We start from the raw sequence: 16721 nt of genomic DNA, 5'->3' as shown, positions 1-16721 counted from the left end.
AGGCCCCCATGCCGTACCCCGAGATCCGGCCCCGTCGGCTGCGCCGCAACGCGGCGGTCCGACGGCTGGTGTCCGAGACCCGCGTCGACCCGGCCGAGCTGGTCGTGCCGATGTTCGTCAAGGAGGGGTTGACCGAGCCGCGGCCCGTCGCGTCGCTCCCGGGAGTGCTCCAGCACTCCCGGGACTCGCTGCGCAAGGCGGCGGTCGAGGCGGTCCAGGCCGGTGTGGGGGGCATCATGCTCTTCGGGGTGCCGACGTCACGGGACGCCACCGGCTCCGGTGGCGTCGATCCGAACGGCATCCTCAACGTCGCCATCCGTGACGTGGTCTCCGAGGTGGGTGACGCCACCGTCGTGATGAGCGACCTGTGCCTGGACGAGTTCACCTCGCACGGGCACTGCGGCCTCCTCACCCCCGACGGTGGCGTCGACAACGACGCCACCCTCGCCGCCTACGCCGAGATGGCGGTGGCCCAGGCCGCCGCCGGGGTCGGGATGGTCGGGCCGTCCGGGATGATGGACGGCCAGGTCGGCGTCGTACGCCGGGCGCTCGACGCCGCGGGACACCAGGACGTGTCGGTGCTCGCGTACGCCGTGAAGTACGCCTCGGCGTTCTTCGGCCCGTTCCGCGACGCCGTGGAGTCGGCGCTGGAGGGCGACCGCCGCGCCTACCAGCAGGACCCGGCGAACCTCCGGGAGTCGCTGCGGGAGGTGGAGCTGGACGTGGCCGAGGGCGCCGACATCGTGATGGTCAAGCCGGCGCTGCCGTACCTCGACGTGGTGTCGGCGGTCCGCGCGGCGGTGGACGTGCCGGTCGCCGCGTACCAGGTCTCCGGCGAGTACGCGATGGTCGAGGCGGCCGCAGCGAACGGCTGGGTGGACCGCGAGCGGGTGATCCTGGAGACGCTCACGTCGATCCGCCGCGCCGGAGCGCAGATCATCCTGACGTACTGGGCAGTCGAGGCCGCCCAGCTCCTCCGCCAGCGCTACTGACGGTCCGGCGGCGCCGTGGCCGCGCGGCTCGGCCCGGCGGCGCCGGTGTTCCTCGTCGTCGGGCCACGTGGCCGCCCGGCTGGCTTCGGCGACGGCCGTCGCGGTCGCGGCGCCGATCCGCTTCCGTCCCCGTTCGCGCGCGGAAGGAATAACTTTCCGTAACGGTCTGGTGAGCGGCCACCACACTCCTCCGCCCACTTTGCTCTGCACCCACATACGCGCCAGTGACTCTGGGTGCCTGGTGCGCATGAGGGTGCAGAGCAAAGTGGGCGAGGGCGATTGTCGGTGTCAGCTGGCTTATCGGCGTCGTGCCTGGTCACAGGTCTGCATGCCGGACCGTTGCCGCGGACTGCTCGCGCGGCGTCGTCACCGAGAGTGAACCACGCGCTTGACGGGACGTGCTTACGGACAGTTGCCAGGGTGGGCCGATGAGGCGGTGGCGTGGCGGTGGCCGTGCCTGTCGCCCTGGCCAGCCCAGCCCCCCGGTGGTTGTCCACAGGGCGGGCGGTTGTCCACAGGCGGGGTGGACGGGGTGGATCCGCGGTCCCCCGTCCGGCACGGTGTGGGGCATGTCGTTGCAGGAGCGATCGGAACGGAAGCAGGCGGAGCCCACCGAGCCCGCCGAGCCAACTGAGCCCGCCGAGCCAGCCGGGTCCGCCGAGCCCGTCGAGCCGTGGCCGATCGTCGGGATCGTCCGGGCGGCCCGACGTCGAGCCGACTGGAGCCAGCGGGAGCTGGCCCGACGCGTCGGTGTGCACCACGCCACCATCGGTCGCATCGAAGCGGGGCGGGTGACGCCCAGCCTCGGGCTGCTCCAGCGCGTTCTCGGGGCGGCCGGGTTCCGGCTGGCGGTGGTGGACGACCGTGGTCGGGTACTGCGTCCGATGCGTGACCGCGACGACATCCGCGATGGCGCCGACCGTCGGTACCCGTCCCACCTGGACACGATTCTCGATCCAGAGCCGGGCGAGTGGTGGGCCGACAGGTACGGGCTCGCACGTCCGCCGGAGACGTTCTACCGCAACCGCCTGCTCCGCGACGCCCTACGGCGGCGGAGCCAGTGGGAGGTGCGGGTGGCGAAGTACCGGACCGTACCGCCGCCCCCGGACGTGTTCCGCAGCGCGCGGCGCCGGGCGATGCTCGACCCCGAGGGCATCCAGCAGGAGCGACGACGGCGGCCCGCCGGCCCAGGTGGGTGACCCGGGCCGGCGGGCCGCCGGCGTACGCGCGTGACGAGGTCAGTCGTCGTTGGTGATGGTGCCGGTGCCGACCGGGTCGCCCAGCAGCAGACCGGGCACGCCGGCCACCAGGAGCGTCAGCTTCTCGTCCGCCTCCCGCTTCCGGTCACCGTTGACGGTCACCGCGAAGGTGAGCGCCGTCTGGCCGGCGGCCAGGGTGCGGCAGCCGACGTACGGGTCGTAGTCGGAGCCGGCCTGCGCCGTGCCGCCGTACGTGGCGGCGCAGACCACGACCGGCTGCGACAGCGGCCGGGAGACGGTGACCGGGAAGGTCAGCGTGCTGGTGTCCCGGTCGCCCTCGACCACCGACGCGTCCCCGACGCTCAACGTGGCGCGGGAGCGGAACCGGGCCACCTGCGGGTCGTGGTCGCTGGAACCACGCGAGCCGTCACCGGCGAACTCGGCCGGCCAGTCGGCGTTGATGTGCGCCGCCCGCATCTGCACCAGGTCACCGTGCAGCGCCTCGTTGACGAACAGGTGGTCCAGCGTCTGGGCCTGCCCCTCGAAGCTGTACGAGTAGGCGGACGACGGCGCGTCGGCCAGCAGGTCCTCCCAGAGGTTGCGCATCCCCGCGTCGTACAGCGGTGCCAACTGGTCCGACGGAGTGGGGTTCGCCGCCGTCGCGATGGGGTCGTCGGGGCGGGGGAAGACGTTCAGGTCCCCGCCGTAGACCACCCGCGCGTCCCCGTCCGACGCCTCGATCGCGGTGACGATCGCCGCCCCGTACGCGGCCTGCTCCCGACGCTGCCCGACCCGGCTGTCCGGCCCGGACGAGTAGTGGTTGCTCGCCGCCCACAGGGTGAACCGCTCCGACGAGCCCGGCGCGGCCGCGACGGTGAACTTGCCGAGCTGCGGCGCGCGGGTGAAGACGTTGGTGCCGTCCCGGCCGGTGCTGACGTCGACGTCGGCGGGGAGGACGGCGTTGAGCGCCTTCGGGTTCTGCACGTCGGCGTTGCTCGCCAGCGCGGCACCCCGGTACTGCACCGTCGGCGCGGAGCCGAGCAGCGGGTCACCGGCGGTCGCCTCGGCCAGCGAGACCCGGTCGGTCCGGTACAGGAACGCAGCGGTGATGCCGCGCGCGTCGGCGCCGGTCCGGTCGTACGCGGCCGCGTAGGTCGGTCCGCCGTTCGCCGCGATGGTCAGCGCCAGCTCCTGGAGGGTGTCCGGAGCGCCGTCGGCGTCGTTCGTGGCGCCGCAGGCCAGCTCACTGCCGGAGACCGTGCAGATGTCCTGGTCCTCGGCCTCCTGCACCAGGATCAGGTCGGGGGAGTGCAGGTCGGTGGTGATCTGGTCGGCCAGCGCGGCGAGCTGCTCCCGGTACTCCTGCTCGCTGCCCGGCACGTAGTCGAACGGCGGGCGTACGCCCGTGCAGCCGGCGTTGCCGGTGAAGTCGCAACCGTCGAACGGGTCGTCGCGGAAGTCGTACAGGTTCTCGACGTTGTAGGTCGCGACCGCGACCTCCCGGGACCGGTCGGCCGGCTGCGGCGGGTTGTTCGCCGACGGGTCGGCCCCGCCGGTGAACTGCGCCGACTCGACCTGGACGCCGTACTTCTCGAAGGAGTAGTAGAGGCCGCCCACCGCGTCGGCGGTCAGCGTGTCGAAGGTGTGCGCCGGTGGCAGCAACGCCGTGACGTCGCCGGTGGTGCCCTTGACGCCCATGCTGCCGAGCAGGATGCGCTGGCCGTTGCCGTCGTCGAAGCGGCGCGTCGGGTCGTTGTCCAACGGGTGCGAATCCCGGAACACCCGGCGGGCGTACGGGTCGGCGCGGTCCAGCAGCGGGTCGTCCCGGTCGATGACGTAGGTCTCGGCGTCGGCCGTGGAGCTGAAGACGTTCCGGCCGCTCACCGCGGCGCTGCCGGCCCGGACCCGCAGCCGCGCGCCCTCGTGCCGCTCCCAGAAGCGCTCCGCGTCGGCGAGGTCGACCGGCGGCACCGCGTCGGTGACCTGGACCGCCGTGTTCACGTCGACGCCGGAGGCGACCTTGCGAACCAGGGAGGCGCTGGAGAGCTGGGTCATGTTGAAGTACTCGGCGACCCGGGCCCGCACGACCACCTCGTCGCCCACCGTCGGCACGTAGCCGCCGATCAGCGAGGTGAACGTGCCCATGAAGACGAAGATGCCGTCCGAGCTGGTCGGGTCGCCGTCGGTGGCGTCGGCGCGGCTCTGGAGGAAGAAGCCCCGCTGGTCGCTGCCGTTGCTGGCGCGGGCCAGCGTCAGCTGGGTGACCACGCCCCGGACGTCCCACAGACGGTCGCTGCTGCCGCCACCGGTGGCCGGTGCGAGCGGTGACCGGTCGGCCGGGCCGGACTCGTCGTCGCGGGTCGGACCCTGCACCTGCCCGACCGTGACCTCCTCGACGACCTGCACGCTGAGCGTGCAGGTGGCGGTGCCGCCGTCGGCGTCGGTGGCGGTGACCTGGACGGCGTAGATGCCGCCGGCCAGGTCGGCGCTCGCCGTGACGGTGGCGCGGGCGGTGCCGGCGACCGCGTCGGCCGGGGTCAGGTCGGTACGGCTGATCGAGCCGGCGGCCGGGGCCGGGGTGACCGAGGTGACGGCCACGTCGACGACGCGGTCGTCGGCGTCGGTGGCGGTGACCTCCCGGGTCCCCGGGGTGCCGACGGCGGTGACCAGTGCCCCGCCGCAGGTGACCGACCCCGGCACGTCGACCGGGCCACCTCCGTCGACGCTGTGCGCGCCCAGCCCGTCCACCGTGTCGGTGGCGAAGCCGGCCCACTGGGTGGCCGGGTCGAAGGCGTCCGACGGGTCGGCGTCGCCGGCCGTCACGGCGCCGAGCCGGCGCAGCGTGTTGTCGGCGGTGCTGGTCACGCCGCTGCCCCACTCGGTGCCCGGGTCGACGCCGACCTGGCCGATCGAGTCGAGCACCGTGGCGCCCCGGCGCAGCACGATCGCGTCGTCGCCGTTGAAGAGGCTCGCGCCGGTGGTCTGGTCGGCCTGGGCGAGGATCGCCGCGTTGGCCGAGGAGCTGGCGAGCACGAAGGCGTCCCCGGCGGCGACCGTGCCGGTCAGCGCCAGGCTGGTCGCCGGGGTGGTGGCGCCGTTGAAGTACAGCTGGAGCTGGTATCCGCCGGAGGCCAGGTCGATGGCCGCTCCGGTGCCGTTGAACAGCTCGATCGCCTTGTTGTTCGAGGAGCCTTCGACGTACTCGGAGATGAAAAGGTCGGTGGGCGCGGCGCTGGCCGCGGTGGGTGCGACGCCGACAGCCGTGACGGTCACGGCTGCGGTGGCGGTCGCGAGCGCGGCAAGTGTGCGGCGCGGGCGCATGGGGCCTCCACGATGGGTGGACGGGATCTAACGCACGTTAAGGCGCGTGGTTGGCCGGCGTCCATCCCCCATCGGACGGTTTCGTGAACTTCTGCCCGATCAGCGGCCTGCGTCCAGCCGGTGGACCAGCTCCGCGACGTCGACGCTGTACTCGCACCACTCCCGGTCCGGACGATAGCCCAGCTCGGCGTTGACCTTGAGCATCGCCTCGTTGGCCTGCGCGTTCCAGGTCTGCACCTCGGTCAGCTCCCGCTCCGCCGAGCGCAGCTCCAGCAGCATCCGCGCCTTGATCGCGCGGTCGATGCCGTAGCCGCGGTGGTCCTGCGCGACGATCGTGTCGTACTGGTCGGCGCGGGTGGGATGCTGGGCCGGCACCACCACCTCGGTCAGGCCGGCCACCTCGCCGCTCTGCTCGTGCAGGGCGAGCACGATGTAGGGCTTCATGCCCCGCCGGTGCAGGCAGTCGAGGCTGTCCCGCAGCCGCTGCGGGTCGTACGAGCTGGGGCGCAGTTCGCCGTCGTCGACGTCGCGCACCTCGGCCTTGGCCCGGGCGTACGCCTCGATCAGCCCGTCGGGCGGGCCGCCGGGCCAGAACTCCAGGTGGTAGCCCGCGCCGATGCCGGAGGACATCTCGGTCAGCTCGGTCCAGTCGACCGCGGTCAGGTCGAGCACGCTGCGGGTTTCCACGTACTCCCGGGTGAACCCGAGCGACTCGTAGAAACCGACGGCGGGCGTGTCGCCGACCACCTCGACGCCGATCGAGCGGAAGCCCTCCTGGTAGACGCGTCGGGCCGCCACCAGGACCAGCGTGCGTCCCAGGCTGGTGCGCCGCACGTCGGGGTGCACCAGCACCTCCAGCACGCCGATGTCACCGAGCAGCAGCACGTGCACCTGGCCCAGGATCGCGCCCGGGGTGCCGTCGGCGGCCGGCTCGGCCTGCGCCACCCAGGAGATCCGCCGTTCGCCGGGCATCACCTCGGTGAGGTACTCCCGCAGGGAGTTCTCCCGCCACGGCGGATCCTGCGGCAGGTCGGCCGCCAGGATTGCGTTCAACGTGTCCAGCAGCGACGCGATCTCGGCGGACGACGCGGTCCTGGGGTCCCACTCGCGCACCATCACCCGTCTAGCTTGCCGTTAACGGCTGCCGGGGGGAAGTGTCCAGTTCTCCAATGTGCGCGGACGATCACGTCACGTACGGCTGGCCTGTCCGTAGCGGTTGGCGGTGTCGTACACGTCCTGGGCGTACCGCCGCACGTCGTTGTACGACAGGATCGCGTTCCACCAGTCGCCGGGGATGGTCAGGTTCCGGCCGCCCTTGCACAGGTAGTTGCCGGCCGCGAGGGCGGCGTCGTCGATGTCGTGCGGGTCCCGGGCCGCGTCGTTGTCGGCGTCGACGCCGACCTCCTGCCAGGTGGTCGGGATGAACTGCATCGGCCCGATCGCCCTGTCGAGCACGGGGTCCTCGTCCATGACGCCCCGGTCCGTGTCCGCGATCCGCATCCGGCCGCCCTGGCCGTCCAGCGGCAGCCCGATGATCTTCGGTAGCGCCTTGCCGTCCGCGCCCAGCCGGGCGCCGTTGGCGCTGCCATGCCCCGACTCGACGTGGCCGATCGCGGCGAGGGTGGTCCAGCTCAGGGCGCAGCTGCGGTTGGTCTGGGAGAGCACCAGCTCGGCGTACCCGTACGCCTGGAGGGCGACCGCCGGGATGTTGACCTTCGGGCTGATCTGCGCGGCCCAGGCGGCGAGGGCGTCCGCGGGACGACCGGTGCCGACCACGGGCCCACCGGACGGCACGCCGACCGTCGGCGCCCCGAGCGGCGCCGACCCGCTGGGCAGCGGGGAGGACAGGGGCGGCGGCGACCCGGCGGGGAACGCTCCGTCCGGCAGGCCCGTCGGCGCCGTCGCGTCGACGGCCACCGGGCGGGGCGCGCGGACCGTCGCCGGCACCAGCAGCGCGCCGGCCGCGGCGGTCGCCGCGACCAGGGCCAGCAGGAAGACACCGGGCAGGGTGAGCCGCCCGCTGGGGCGCCGCGACCAGTCGCGCGTCGACCGCGCGGCGGCCACCGCGACACGACCGGGGGGAGTGTGTACGGCGTGGGCGAAGGGCACCCGGCGCCGCCGGGCTGCCGGTGGACCCGCGGGCGTGACCGCGTCGGGCGACGGTGTCCCGGCGGCGCCGGCCGTCGTTCCGTCCGCGACCCCCGTTGTGCCGTCGGTCTTCTCGGTGTCGTCGGTCTTCGGCTGGTCGGCGTTCGCCGTGGGGGATCGCGGCTCGTCGGCCTCGGTCGCGTCCGGCGCGCCGGAGGCCGGGTCCGGTGACCTCAGCCGGGGACGGCGCGGCCGGGGCACCGCACCCGTCGCCTCGTCCGGGGCAGCGCCGGAGGCCGCGAGCGGCCCGTCGAGCGGCGCGGCCGGGCGCAGGGGTCGAAGGGCCGATCTGTCCTCGCCGTCCACCACCAGTTGAGTATCACCCATACTCGCCCGTACGTCAGGACCGGTCGTACCCTGTTGCCATGCCCCGGTACGAGTTCCGCTGCCGCGCCTGCGGCGACACCTTCGAGGTCAACCGCCCGATGGCGCAGGCCGGCGCACCGGCGTCCTGCCCGGAGGGACACACCGACACCGTGAAGCTGCTCTCGACGGTGGCGGTCACCGGCCGCGGTGGTTCCGGGGCTGCGGTCGGTCCTGCCGCGCCGGCCGCCGGTGGCGGCTGCTGTGGCGGTGGCTGCGGCTGCTGAGCTGCGTGTTCCCGCCCGGCGGGAAGGCGTGGCCGCTGCCGGCGCGGTCCAGTGCCGACGGTCCGCCGTTCCTGCCGTCGGGCGTCCGAGTTGGCACGTTGGGGCCGAACTGGGCCGACCGTTCTCACGATGCGTGACGACTCGGGTTCGGGCAGCATGAACCCGACGTCACGGGCGGAGGTTCCTCGCATGTCGACACGGATCCACCTCCCGACCGGGTGGGTGACCTTCGTGTTCACCGACATCGAGGGCTCCACGCGGCTGGCCCAGCTGCTCGGCCCCGACTACCGGCCGGTGCTCCGCGAGCACCGGCGGCTGCTGCGCCGTACGATCGCCGCGACCGAGGGCGCGGAGCTGCTGACCGAGGGTGACTCGTTCTTCCTGGCCTTCGCCGACGCGTCCGCCGCGCTGACCGCCTGTCTGACCGCCCAGCGGGCGCTGGCCAACCACGACTGGCCGACGTCGGAGGCCGCCCCCCGGGTCCGGATGGGTCTGCACACGGGTTGGGCCGAGCCCCGCGACGGCGAGTACGCGAGCCCGGAGGTGCACCGGGCCGCCCGGGTCGCCGCCGCGGCGCACGGTGGCCAGGTGCTCTGCTCGGCGTCGGCGGCCCGCCACGCGGACCCGTTGCCGCCCGGCGCCTCCCTCCTCGACCTCGGCCTGCACCGGTTGCGGGGCTTCGACGACCGGGAACGGCTCTTCCAGCTCGTCGCCCCGGGCCTGGAACGGCAGTTCCCGCGACCGCGTACCGCCGACGCGGTCGCGCACAACCTGCCCACCCAGGTCACCTCGTTCGTCGGCCGGCAGGCGGAGCGGGCGGAGCTGCGGCGGCTGATGGAGGCCCACCGGCTGGTGACGGTGCTCGGCGCGGGCGGGACGGGCAAGACCCGGCTCGCCGTGGAGCTCGCCGCCGACCTGGTGGACTCCCACCCGGACGGGGTCTGGTTCGTGGACATCGCCACGGTCACCGATCCGGGTCTGGTGGCGTTCGCGGTGGCCGCCGTGCTCGGCCTGCGTCCCGAGCCGGGCCGCCCGGTGGTGGACACCCTGGTGGAGTACGCGGCCGGCCGGCGGATGCTGATCGTGCTCGACACGTGCGACGCCCAGCCGGTCGCGTCCGCCGACGTGATCTCCCGGCTGCTGGCCGGCGGCACGGGTGTCCGGGTGCTCGCCACGAGCCGGGAGCCGTTCGGCCTGCTCGGTGAGGTGGTGTGGCGGATCCCGCCGTTGTCGGTGGACCCGCCGGTGGCCGGCGCGGAGAGCGACGCGGTGGCGCTGCTGCTGGACCGGACGGCGGCGGCCCGGGGCGGCCGGCAACCGGACCCCGCCGAGTCGGCCGACCTGCGCCGGGTGGTGCAGCGCCTGGACGGCCTGCCGCTGGCGATCGAGTTGGCCGCCGCCCGGTTGCGGGTGTTGTCGGTCGGGCAGCTCGCGGAGCGCCTCGACGACGTGCTCGGCACCCTGGACGCCGGGCGGGACGTTCCCGAGTCACCTCCGGCCGAGCGGGCGTGGACGGGCAACCAGCAGGACACCGTGGACCTGGTGGCGGCGGCAGTCGGTCTGTCGCCGCCGTCGCCGGCCACCCGGGCGGTGCAGCGGTCCGCCACCGAGCGGCACCTGACGATGCAGGCCACGGTGACGTGGTCGTACCGGACGCTCGGTCCGCGCGCCGCGCGCCTGCTGCGGTGGCTGTCGGTCTTCGCCGGGCCGGTGGACCTCTCCACGGTGGAGTGGCTGCTCGCGGACGACCCGTTGGACCCGCTCTCGGTGCTGGTGGACAAGTCGATGGTGCTGGCCGAGCCGCACGCCTCGGGCAGCACGTACCGGATGCTGGACCCGATCCGGGCGTACGCGGCCCGGCGGTTGGCGGAGGCGGGTGAGGAGGAGGCCGCCCGTAACCGGCACGTGGCCTGGTCGGCGCACGCGCTGGAGCGGGCGCACCTGGGCCCGGACGGCCGGCCGGTCACCCTGTCCCTGTACGCGCTGGACCCGCTCGCCGGTGAGTCGCGTGCCGCGCTGCGTTGGTGCGCCGTCGGGGGCAGCGCCCGGGCGGGGCTCCGCCTCGCGGGTGGCCTCGACCAGTGGTGGCGGGAGCGAGGGCTGGCCCGTGAGGGGCGGCTGTGGCTGTCCCGGCTGTACGGGCGGCTGGCCGAGACGGGGGAGCGGGTCCCCGAGGCGGAGCTGGCGGCGGCGTACCACATGCACTCGCTGCACGCCGGCGCGGACGGTGAGTTCGTCGAGGAGCTGCGTTTCTCCCAGCGGGCGGAGGCGGCGGCGCGGCAGGCCGGCGACGCCGGCCTGCTGGCCCGGGTGCTCGCCGGGCGGGCCGCTCCGCTGGTCGACATGGGACAGTTCGCCGAGGCCGAACGGGTCTGCCGGGAGGTCATCGACTGGGCCCACCGGCAGGACGTGGTGGGTGACGCGCTCCTCGCGGTGTACGCCCTGGCCGAGCTGCTGTGGCGGCGCGGTGCCCTGGACGAGGCGGCGGAGCTGCTCGGCGCGGCGCGCCCGGTGGAGGCGGCCCGCCCCCTCGACCGTGGTCGGCGTTCGGTCGACATGCTGCTCGGCATGGTCGCCCTGGCCCGGAACGACCTGATCGCCGCGCACGAGCACCTGGTGGTGGCGCTGCGCTCCCGGATGGCGCACGGCTTCCACGGGCGTGCCTGCGACACGCTGCACGCGATGGCGGTGCGGTGCGCGGTCGGCGGTGACCTGGCGACCGCGGCGCGGCTGTTCGGCGCGGCGCAGGCGACCCGGGCGAGCCTGCGTTCCACCGCCGGCATCCACGGGGCGTACTGGGCCGAGCAGCAGGCGGAGCTGCGCCTGCGGATGGGTGACGCGGCCTTCGACGCCGCCTACGGCGAGGGGGCCGACCTGGGTCTGGAGGAGGCCGCCGCGGTGGCCCTGGGCGTCGAGCACCCGGACCTGGCCGCCGACTCGACGCGCTTCCACACCCGCGCGAGCCCTCCCCGGCCAGTTCCCCCACGCCAACCCTCCGGCGCCCCCGACCGCCACACCGAACACGCCTAACAGCGCCCCCTCCCCTCCCATCCCCCCTCCCCCCTCCTTCCCTGGTTGATCAAGGGGTTTGCGTCAGGTCCGGCTCGGATGCTGACGCAAACCCCTTGATCAACTCCTTCCGGGGAGGGGAGGGGGGTGGGGGGTGGGGGTGGGGGGTGGGGGTGGGGTGGGGGTGGGGGTTAGGTGCGGGCGGCGGTGGCCTCGGCTTGGGCCTTCATGCGGGCGGCGCGGTCGATGTCGGACTGCTGGACGGCGGCCGTCGAGCCGAAGACGCTGACCGCCTGGTAGTAGGTCCAGGCGAGGCTGTAGCAGGCCGGCCGGACGATCGAGCTGTACGTGGCGCAGGAGCGCTTCAGGTCCGCGTAGAAGGCGCTGTCCAGGCGGGCCTTGTTGGCGGAGAACAGGCCGACCGCCTTGTAGTTGCGGTAGCCGAAGTCGTGCCGGTAGCAGGAGAGGTCGAACCTGAACCCGAGGGGGTTGTCCGGGCTGGACGAGCAGTAGTCGGTGGACCAGTCGAAGGCGTACGCCGACCAGGCGGCCTTGTTGAGCCGTGCGGAGTTCCAGGCGTTGTAGCTGGTGGCGCTGGTCTGGGTCCAGCTGGACAGGACGGCGACCTTCTCGGTGGTGGTGACGGCGGCGGCGGGGGAGGCCACCCCGAGCACGCCGAGCAGGGCGATGACGACCGAGGCGAGTCCGGTGGTGAGACGTCTGGGCACGGGTACCTCCGCGGGGGTTTGCGGGTGGGACGGTCGTTCACTGGCGGGTAACCAGGTGTCGACAAGTGTCGATCAATCGACCGGCCGGGACCTGTGCGGAGGGTCAAGGATTCGTGACGGGTGTGGAAACAGACGAATGCCCCGGGCGCGGAGAGCGCCCGGGGCATCGGTCAGACCGGTCGACCGGTCAGCGTACGAAGGCCGGCGGGCTGGCCGGACCCTCGTTCGCCAGCCGGTCCAGGGCCGTCACCACGTACGTGTACCGCTGACCCGGCTGGGCGGTGGTGTCCACCCAGGTCTGGGTGGCCGCATCGGGCCGGGCGCGGACGGTGTCGACCAGGTGCGCCGCGTCCGCCAGGTCGCAGCGGTCGGCCAGGTCGGTCCCGTCCAGCCGGTAGATCGCGTACGACGTCGCGGTGCCCAGCGGGTCCACCCCGTCCGCCGGCTGCCGCCAGCTCAGCCGGACCCCGTCGTCCTGCCGCTGGGTCCCGGTGACCACCGGCATGAGCAGCGGCTGGCGCGGCAGGTGCGGCATCGCCGGCACCAGCGCCGGCCGGGAGTAGTGCTCGGCGGCGTAGATGTCGGTGGCGCCGAGCCGGTTCGCCCGGACCTGGACGGCCGAGAAGTGGACGTTGCCCAGGACCTCCGGGTACGACCGGTTGAGCGTCAGGTGGTCGGACAGCTCCCGCGGGTTCTGCCAGAACGGCCCGTACACCGGTTCGCCGCTCTTGTAGTCGGCCTGACCGATGTAGAGCTGCACGCGGGTGCCCCGCACCTGCTCGGCCCACCACGGCACCAGGCGTGCGTAGTCGGCGGCCGGGTACTGGCCGATGTACCAGTACAGCTGCGGCACCACGTAGTCGATCCACTCCTCCTTGATCCACTTACGGGTGTCGGCGGAGATGATGTCGTACGACTGGCTACCGGTGGTGTCCGAGCCGAGCGGGTCGACGGTCTTGTTGCGCCAGATGCCGAACGGGCTGACGCCGAACTTCACCCACGGCTTGACCGCCTTGACCTTCTCGCCCATCTCCCGGACCAGCAGGTTGATGTTGTCCCGCCGCCAGTCGGCCTTGTCGGTGAAGCCGCGGTTGAACTCCGCGAACGTCGCGTCGTCGGGCACCTGCCAGGTGCCGCTCGGGTAGGGGTAGAAGTAGTCGTCGAAGTGGACGCCGTCGACGTCGTACCGCTGCACCGCGTCCATCATCGCGGTCTGGACGAACTCGCGGACCTCCGGGATGCCGGGGTTGTAGTAGAGCCGGCTGCCGGCGACGCCGGCCGGCGGGTACGCGAAGGTCCACTCCGGGTGCTGCTGGGCCGGGTGGCCGGGCGCGAGCCTGGTGACGTCGGCGCCCGCGCCGGAGGGTGCCGGCATGGAGACGCGGTACGGGTTGAACCAGGCGTGGAACTCCAAGTTGCGCGCGTGCGCCTCGGCGACGAGGAACGCCAGCGGGTCCCAGCCCGGGTCCTGGCCCCGGACGCCGGTCAGGAACTCCGACCAGGGCTCGTGCGGTGACGGCCAGAACGCGTCGGCGGTCGGCCGGACCTGGACGACGACGGCGTTGTGGTTGAGCCGCTCGGCCAGGTCGAGCAGGCTCCGGTACTCGGCCTGCTGGGCGGCGACCCGGTCGGGCGCGGTCTGGGACGCCTTGCTCGGCCAGTCGATGTTGACGACCGAGGAGATCCACATGGCCCGGAACTGCCGCTTCGGCGTGGCCGGGTCGGTGACGCAGGTGGTGGTGGAGTCGGCGGCGGGCGCGTCGGGCGCCGCGCTCGCGGGGGTGACGGCGACGAGCGCGCCGAGCAGGGCTGCGGCCAGCCCGGCTGCTCCGAGCCGAGGTGCCTTCATGGGGCCTTTCCCTTCGTTGGGGCTCCCGTGGCAGGGTCCGTCGCGGCAGGAGCGTCATCGGCACAATTCGCCGCTGAGCATCTGCCGCTGGTAGGAAATTTTCACACCACGTGGGCGTCGCGCAAGAGGTCTGCGCCGATCGATCCGTTCGTCGGGTTGGTCGCCACCGTTGTGGCCGGCCCCACCACGCCGACGGTGACCGGGCACACGCGGGCGGTGACGCCTTTATTGGGTGGAAGCGTGGCGGTTGGGGAGGGTCCGCCCTGGGTAGCATCGCCCGGCACCAGCCACCGCGGGGGTGGTCAGGGGAGGGGAAAAAACGCGGTGTCCGTGCTGCGTACCAAACCGATCAAGGACGTCATAGCGCAGAGCGAGGCGGACGGCGAGGACGGCCGCCCCGGGTTGAAGAGGCGGCTCGGCGCGCGCGACCTCACCGGCTTCGGCATCGGCATCGTGATCGGCACCGGCATCTTCACACTCACCGGCATCGAGGCCCGCGACAGCGCCGGGCCGGGCGTGGTGATCTCGTTCGCCATCGCCGGCGTGGTCGCCCTGCTGGCCGCGCTCTGCTACGCCGAACTGGCGTCCAGCGTGCCGGCCGCCGGCAGCGCCTACACCTACGCGTACGCCACGATGGGCGAGATCGTCGCGTGGATCATCGGCTGGGACCTGCTGCTGGAGTTCGCGCTCGGCGCGGCAGTGGTGGCCCGGGGCCGTGGCGAACCTCGGTGAGGAGACCCGGCGTGTCGGTGGAGACCTGGATGCGGTTCGGCGCGTGGATGCTGCTCGGCGCGGTCATCTACTTCGGCTACGGCTACCGCCGCAACCGCCTGGCCGAACGCGAACACCGCGCGGCCTGATCCCCACCCCCGAGGGGCCTGTTTCACGGAAAGAGTGGCCATTCCACGGGAATGGCCACTCTTTCCGTGAAACTGCGACCGTGCGGTGGGGGCGGCGGCGGGTCAGGGGCGGGGTTGGGGGGTTCCGGTGGGGCCCTTCACCACCGGTTTGCCGTTCTCCCAGACGACCTCGTCCAGCCAGACCTGGCGACCCGGGTCGACCGTGCCCTCCTGACCGGGCGGCCAGGCGTGGTAGAGCAGCCACGTGCGGCCGTCGGCGACCACCATGCTCGCGTGACCCGGGCCGGAGGCGACGTCGTTGCTCTTCAGGATCGGGTTCTCCGGCGCCTTCACGCACGGGCCGGCCGGCGACTCGCAGACGGCGTAGCCCTGGGCGTACTCCGCCCGGTCGTACGCGTTGGCGGCGAAGAACAGGTACAGCTTCCCGTCCTGCCGGTGCAGGAACGGCCCCTCGATGAGGGTGCCCTCCCACGGCTCGGTCTGCTTGAGCAGCTTCGTCGGCTCGCCCACCAGGGTCAGGCCGTCGTCGGCGAGGCGCTGCGACCACAGCCAGGTGTCCACGCCGACCGCGTTGCCGTCGTTCTTCCACAGCAGCCAGAGACTGCCGTCGGTGTCCCGGAACGGGCTGGCGTCGATGGACCCGCCCGTCTCGGCCTGGCAGATCAGCGGCCCGGTGGAGTCGTCCCGGTACGGCCCCTGCGGCGCGCTCGCCACCGCCCGCCCGACGCACTGCCGGCCGGATTCCTTGTCGGCCACGGTGTAGTAGAGGACGAACCGGTCCGGGGCCAGCTCGATCACCTCCGGCGCCCACGTCTTCCCGGTCAGCGCCCAGGCCGGCAGGTCCGGCAGCGCGTCCCCGGCCGGGGACCACTCCACCAGGTCCGGCGACGTGAGCACCGGGACGTTACGCCCACCGGCGTTGGTCGAGAAGAGGTACCAGGTGTCGCCCACCCGGATCGCCTGCGGATCCGGGTTGTCGCTCCGGACGACCGGGTTGGTGAACGTCGACACGTCGTCTCCCGTACTCGTGCTTGTGGGGTTCGGTCCGCAACCGGCGACGAGCAGCGCGGCGGCGAGAACCGCCGCCGCGCCGCGTCGCCGGGACGTTCCCGCCCTCATCCCTTCAGGCCGCTGCGGGACACACCCTGGATGATGTGCCGCTGCGCGAGGACGAAGAGGATCAGCACCGGCACGCTCGCCAGCACCGCACCGGCCATGATCACCGGGTAGTCGGTGACGTAGGAGCCTTGCAGCAGCCCCAGGCCCGGCGGCAGGGTGAGCATCTCCGGGCTGAACAGCACGAAGATCGGCCAGAGGAAGTCGTTCCAGTTGGTGAGGAACGACAGCACCGCGAGGGTCGACAGGGCCGGCTTCGACAGCGGCAGCACGACCTTCCAGAAGATCTGCCACTGGCTGGCCCCGTCGAGGGTCGCGGCCTCCTCCAGCTCCCGGGGCAGGGAGAGGAAGAACTGCCGCAGGAAGAACACCCCGAACGCGCTCGCCGCGCCGGGCACGATCACCACGGCGAGGGTGTCGATCCAGTCCAGCGAGTCGACGATCAGGAAGTTCGGGATGATCAGCGACGTCGGCGGGATGAAGAGCGTGCCGACGATCAGCGCGAAGAGCACCTTGCGGCCGCGGAACTGCAGCCGCGCCAGCGCGTACGCGGCCATCGAGGCGGTCACCAGCACGAGGAACGCGTGCAGCGTGGCGGCCACCATGCTGTTCAGGAACCAGCGCAGCACCGGGTTCGCCGTGTTGTTGAGGATCTGCTCGTAGCCGTACCCGGAGAACGGGTTGGGCAGCCAGGAGGGCGGGATCTGCTGGGCGGCGGTGTAGGTCTTCAGCGAGGTGATGACCATCCAGACCAGCGGGGCCAGGAAGACCAGGGCCAGGGCCACCACGACCACGTACAGCCCGGTGCGCCGCAGCGTGGCGCCCGGTGCCCGGGTCGCGGGCCTCTCCGCCGGGCTCGGGGTGGTGGCGCGCGGGGCGGGCCGGGTGTCGCTCGTGGGCGTCGTCATG

General features: G+C 73.0%; 13 protein-coding genes. 6 read left to right on the top strand and 7 right to left on the bottom strand.

All coding sequences use genetic code 11. The features are described 5' to 3' along the window. Window positions 1-8: 8 nt before the first annotated feature. Window positions 9-992, top strand: coding sequence for a porphobilinogen synthase (gene hemB, locus ACIBR0_RS24415; RefSeq protein WP_396719354.1), 984 nt, complete (start codon window positions 9-11; stop codon window positions 990-992). A 569-nt stretch (window positions 993-1561) separates the two neighbouring features. Further along, window positions 1562-2191: a helix-turn-helix transcriptional regulator gene (locus tag ACIBR0_RS24410; protein ID WP_396719352.1), complete on the top strand. Its 630-nt coding sequence runs from the start codon at window positions 1562-1564 to the stop codon at window positions 2189-2191. Between the two features lie 39 nt (window positions 2192-2230). Here the strand turns inward: ACIBR0_RS24410 and ACIBR0_RS24405 are convergent, their stop codons facing one another. From ACIBR0_RS24405 to ACIBR0_RS24395, 3 genes are all read right to left on the bottom strand, one after another. Continuing rightward, window positions 2231-5512 carry a lamin tail domain-containing protein gene (locus ACIBR0_RS24405; RefSeq protein ID WP_396719350.1) on the bottom strand — a complete coding sequence of 1094 codons (3282 nt, stop codon included), beginning with the start codon at window positions 5510-5512 and terminating at the stop codon, window positions 2231-2233. Window positions 5513-5611: 99 nt separating this feature from the next. Next, window positions 5612-6628 carry a GNAT family N-acetyltransferase gene (locus tag ACIBR0_RS24400; RefSeq protein ID WP_396719399.1) on the bottom strand — a complete coding sequence of 339 codons (1017 nt, stop codon included), beginning with the start codon at window positions 6626-6628 and terminating at the stop codon, window positions 5612-5614. Window positions 6629-6700: 72 nt separating this feature from the next. Next, window positions 6701-7969 (bottom strand): lytic murein transglycosylase, encoded by a 1269-nt coding sequence (locus ACIBR0_RS24395; protein WP_396719397.1) that lies wholly within the window; start codon window positions 7967-7969, stop codon window positions 6701-6703. A gap of 56 nt (window positions 7970-8025) precedes the next feature. Here ACIBR0_RS24395 and ACIBR0_RS24390 point away from each other — a divergent pair, with 56 nt between their 5' ends. Both ACIBR0_RS24390 and ACIBR0_RS24385 read left to right on the top strand, forming a co-directional pair. Continuing rightward, window positions 8026-8250, top strand: a complete 225-nt coding sequence (locus tag ACIBR0_RS24390) for a zinc ribbon domain-containing protein (protein ID WP_357030517.1) — start codon at window positions 8026-8028, stop codon at window positions 8248-8250. Window positions 8251-8439: 189 nt separating this feature from the next. After that, window positions 8440-11280 (top strand): ATP-binding protein, encoded by a 2841-nt coding sequence (locus ACIBR0_RS24385; RefSeq protein ID WP_396719348.1) that lies wholly within the window; start codon window positions 8440-8442, stop codon window positions 11278-11280. Between the two features lie 170 nt (window positions 11281-11450). Here the strand turns inward: ACIBR0_RS24385 and ACIBR0_RS24380 are convergent, their stop codons facing one another. Together ACIBR0_RS24380 and ACIBR0_RS24375 are read right to left on the bottom strand one after the other, a co-directional pair. Further along, window positions 11451-11987 carry a phospholipase gene (locus tag ACIBR0_RS24380; RefSeq protein WP_357030515.1) on the bottom strand — a complete coding sequence of 179 codons (537 nt, stop codon included), beginning with the start codon at window positions 11985-11987 and terminating at the stop codon, window positions 11451-11453. A gap of 187 nt (window positions 11988-12174) precedes the next feature. After that, a complete protein-coding gene (locus ACIBR0_RS24375; RefSeq protein WP_396719346.1) occupies window positions 12175-13836 on the bottom strand; it encodes a glycoside hydrolase family 10 protein in 1662 nt (553 codons plus the stop codon). Window positions 13837-14166: 330 nt separating this feature from the next. Between ACIBR0_RS24375 and ACIBR0_RS24370 the strand changes: the two genes are divergently transcribed. Both ACIBR0_RS24370 and ACIBR0_RS24365 read left to right on the top strand, forming a co-directional pair. Then, on the top strand, window positions 14167-14568 hold the full coding sequence (locus ACIBR0_RS24370) for an amino acid permease (RefSeq protein ID WP_396719344.1): 402 nt from the start codon (window positions 14167-14169) through the stop codon (window positions 14566-14568). A gap of 11 nt (window positions 14569-14579) precedes the next feature. Then, on the top strand, window positions 14580-14696 hold the full coding sequence (locus ACIBR0_RS24365) for an amino acid permease C-terminal domain-containing protein (protein ID WP_396719342.1): 117 nt from the start codon (window positions 14580-14582) through the stop codon (window positions 14694-14696). 102 nt (window positions 14697-14798) lie between these two features. Here the strand turns inward: ACIBR0_RS24365 and ACIBR0_RS24360 are convergent, their stop codons facing one another. Both ACIBR0_RS24360 and ACIBR0_RS24355 read right to left on the bottom strand, forming a co-directional pair. Continuing rightward, a complete protein-coding gene (locus ACIBR0_RS24360; RefSeq protein WP_396719340.1) occupies window positions 14799-15707 on the bottom strand; it encodes a glycoside hydrolase family 43 protein in 909 nt (302 codons plus the stop codon). Window positions 15708-15811: 104 nt separating this feature from the next. Next, window positions 15812-16720 carry a carbohydrate ABC transporter permease gene (locus ACIBR0_RS24355; protein WP_396719338.1) on the bottom strand — a complete coding sequence of 303 codons (909 nt, stop codon included), beginning with the start codon at window positions 16718-16720 and terminating at the stop codon, window positions 15812-15814. Window position 16721 lies beyond the last annotated feature (1 nt).

It is taken from the genome of Micromonospora sp. NPDC049497 (genome assembly GCF_044465805.1).
Classification (GTDB): Bacteria; Actinomycetota; Actinomycetes; order Mycobacteriales; family Micromonosporaceae; genus Micromonospora.
This window is presented reverse-complemented; position numbering and strand designations above follow the sequence as displayed.

Excerpts from the sequence above, each read along its gene's own strand:
- ACIBR0_RS24405 (WP_396719350.1), bottom strand. The coding sequence starts at position 5,512 with ATGCGCCCGCGCCGCACACTTGCCGCGCTCGCGACCGCCACCGCAGCC.
- ACIBR0_RS24355 (WP_396719338.1), bottom strand. The coding sequence starts at position 16,720 with ATGACGACGCCCACGAGCGACACCCGGCCCGCCCCGCGCGCCACCACC.
- ACIBR0_RS24375 (WP_396719346.1), bottom strand. The coding sequence starts at position 13,836 with ATGAAGGCACCTCGGCTCGGAGCAGCCGGGCTGGCCGCAGCCCTGCTC.
- hemB (WP_396719354.1), top strand. The coding sequence starts at position 9 with ATGCCGTACCCCGAGATCCGGCCCCGTCGGCTGCGCCGCAACGCGGCG.
- ACIBR0_RS24410 (WP_396719352.1), top strand. The coding sequence starts at position 1,562 with ATGTCGTTGCAGGAGCGATCGGAACGGAAGCAGGCGGAGCCCACCGAG.
- ACIBR0_RS24385 (WP_396719348.1), top strand. The coding sequence starts at position 8,440 with ATGTCGACACGGATCCACCTCCCGACCGGGTGGGTGACCTTCGTGTTC.
- ACIBR0_RS24400 (WP_396719399.1), bottom strand. The coding sequence starts at position 6,628 with ATGGTGCGCGAGTGGGACCCCAGGACCGCGTCGTCCGCCGAGATCGCG.
- ACIBR0_RS24390 (WP_357030517.1), top strand. The coding sequence starts at position 8,026 with ATGCCCCGGTACGAGTTCCGCTGCCGCGCCTGCGGCGACACCTTCGAG.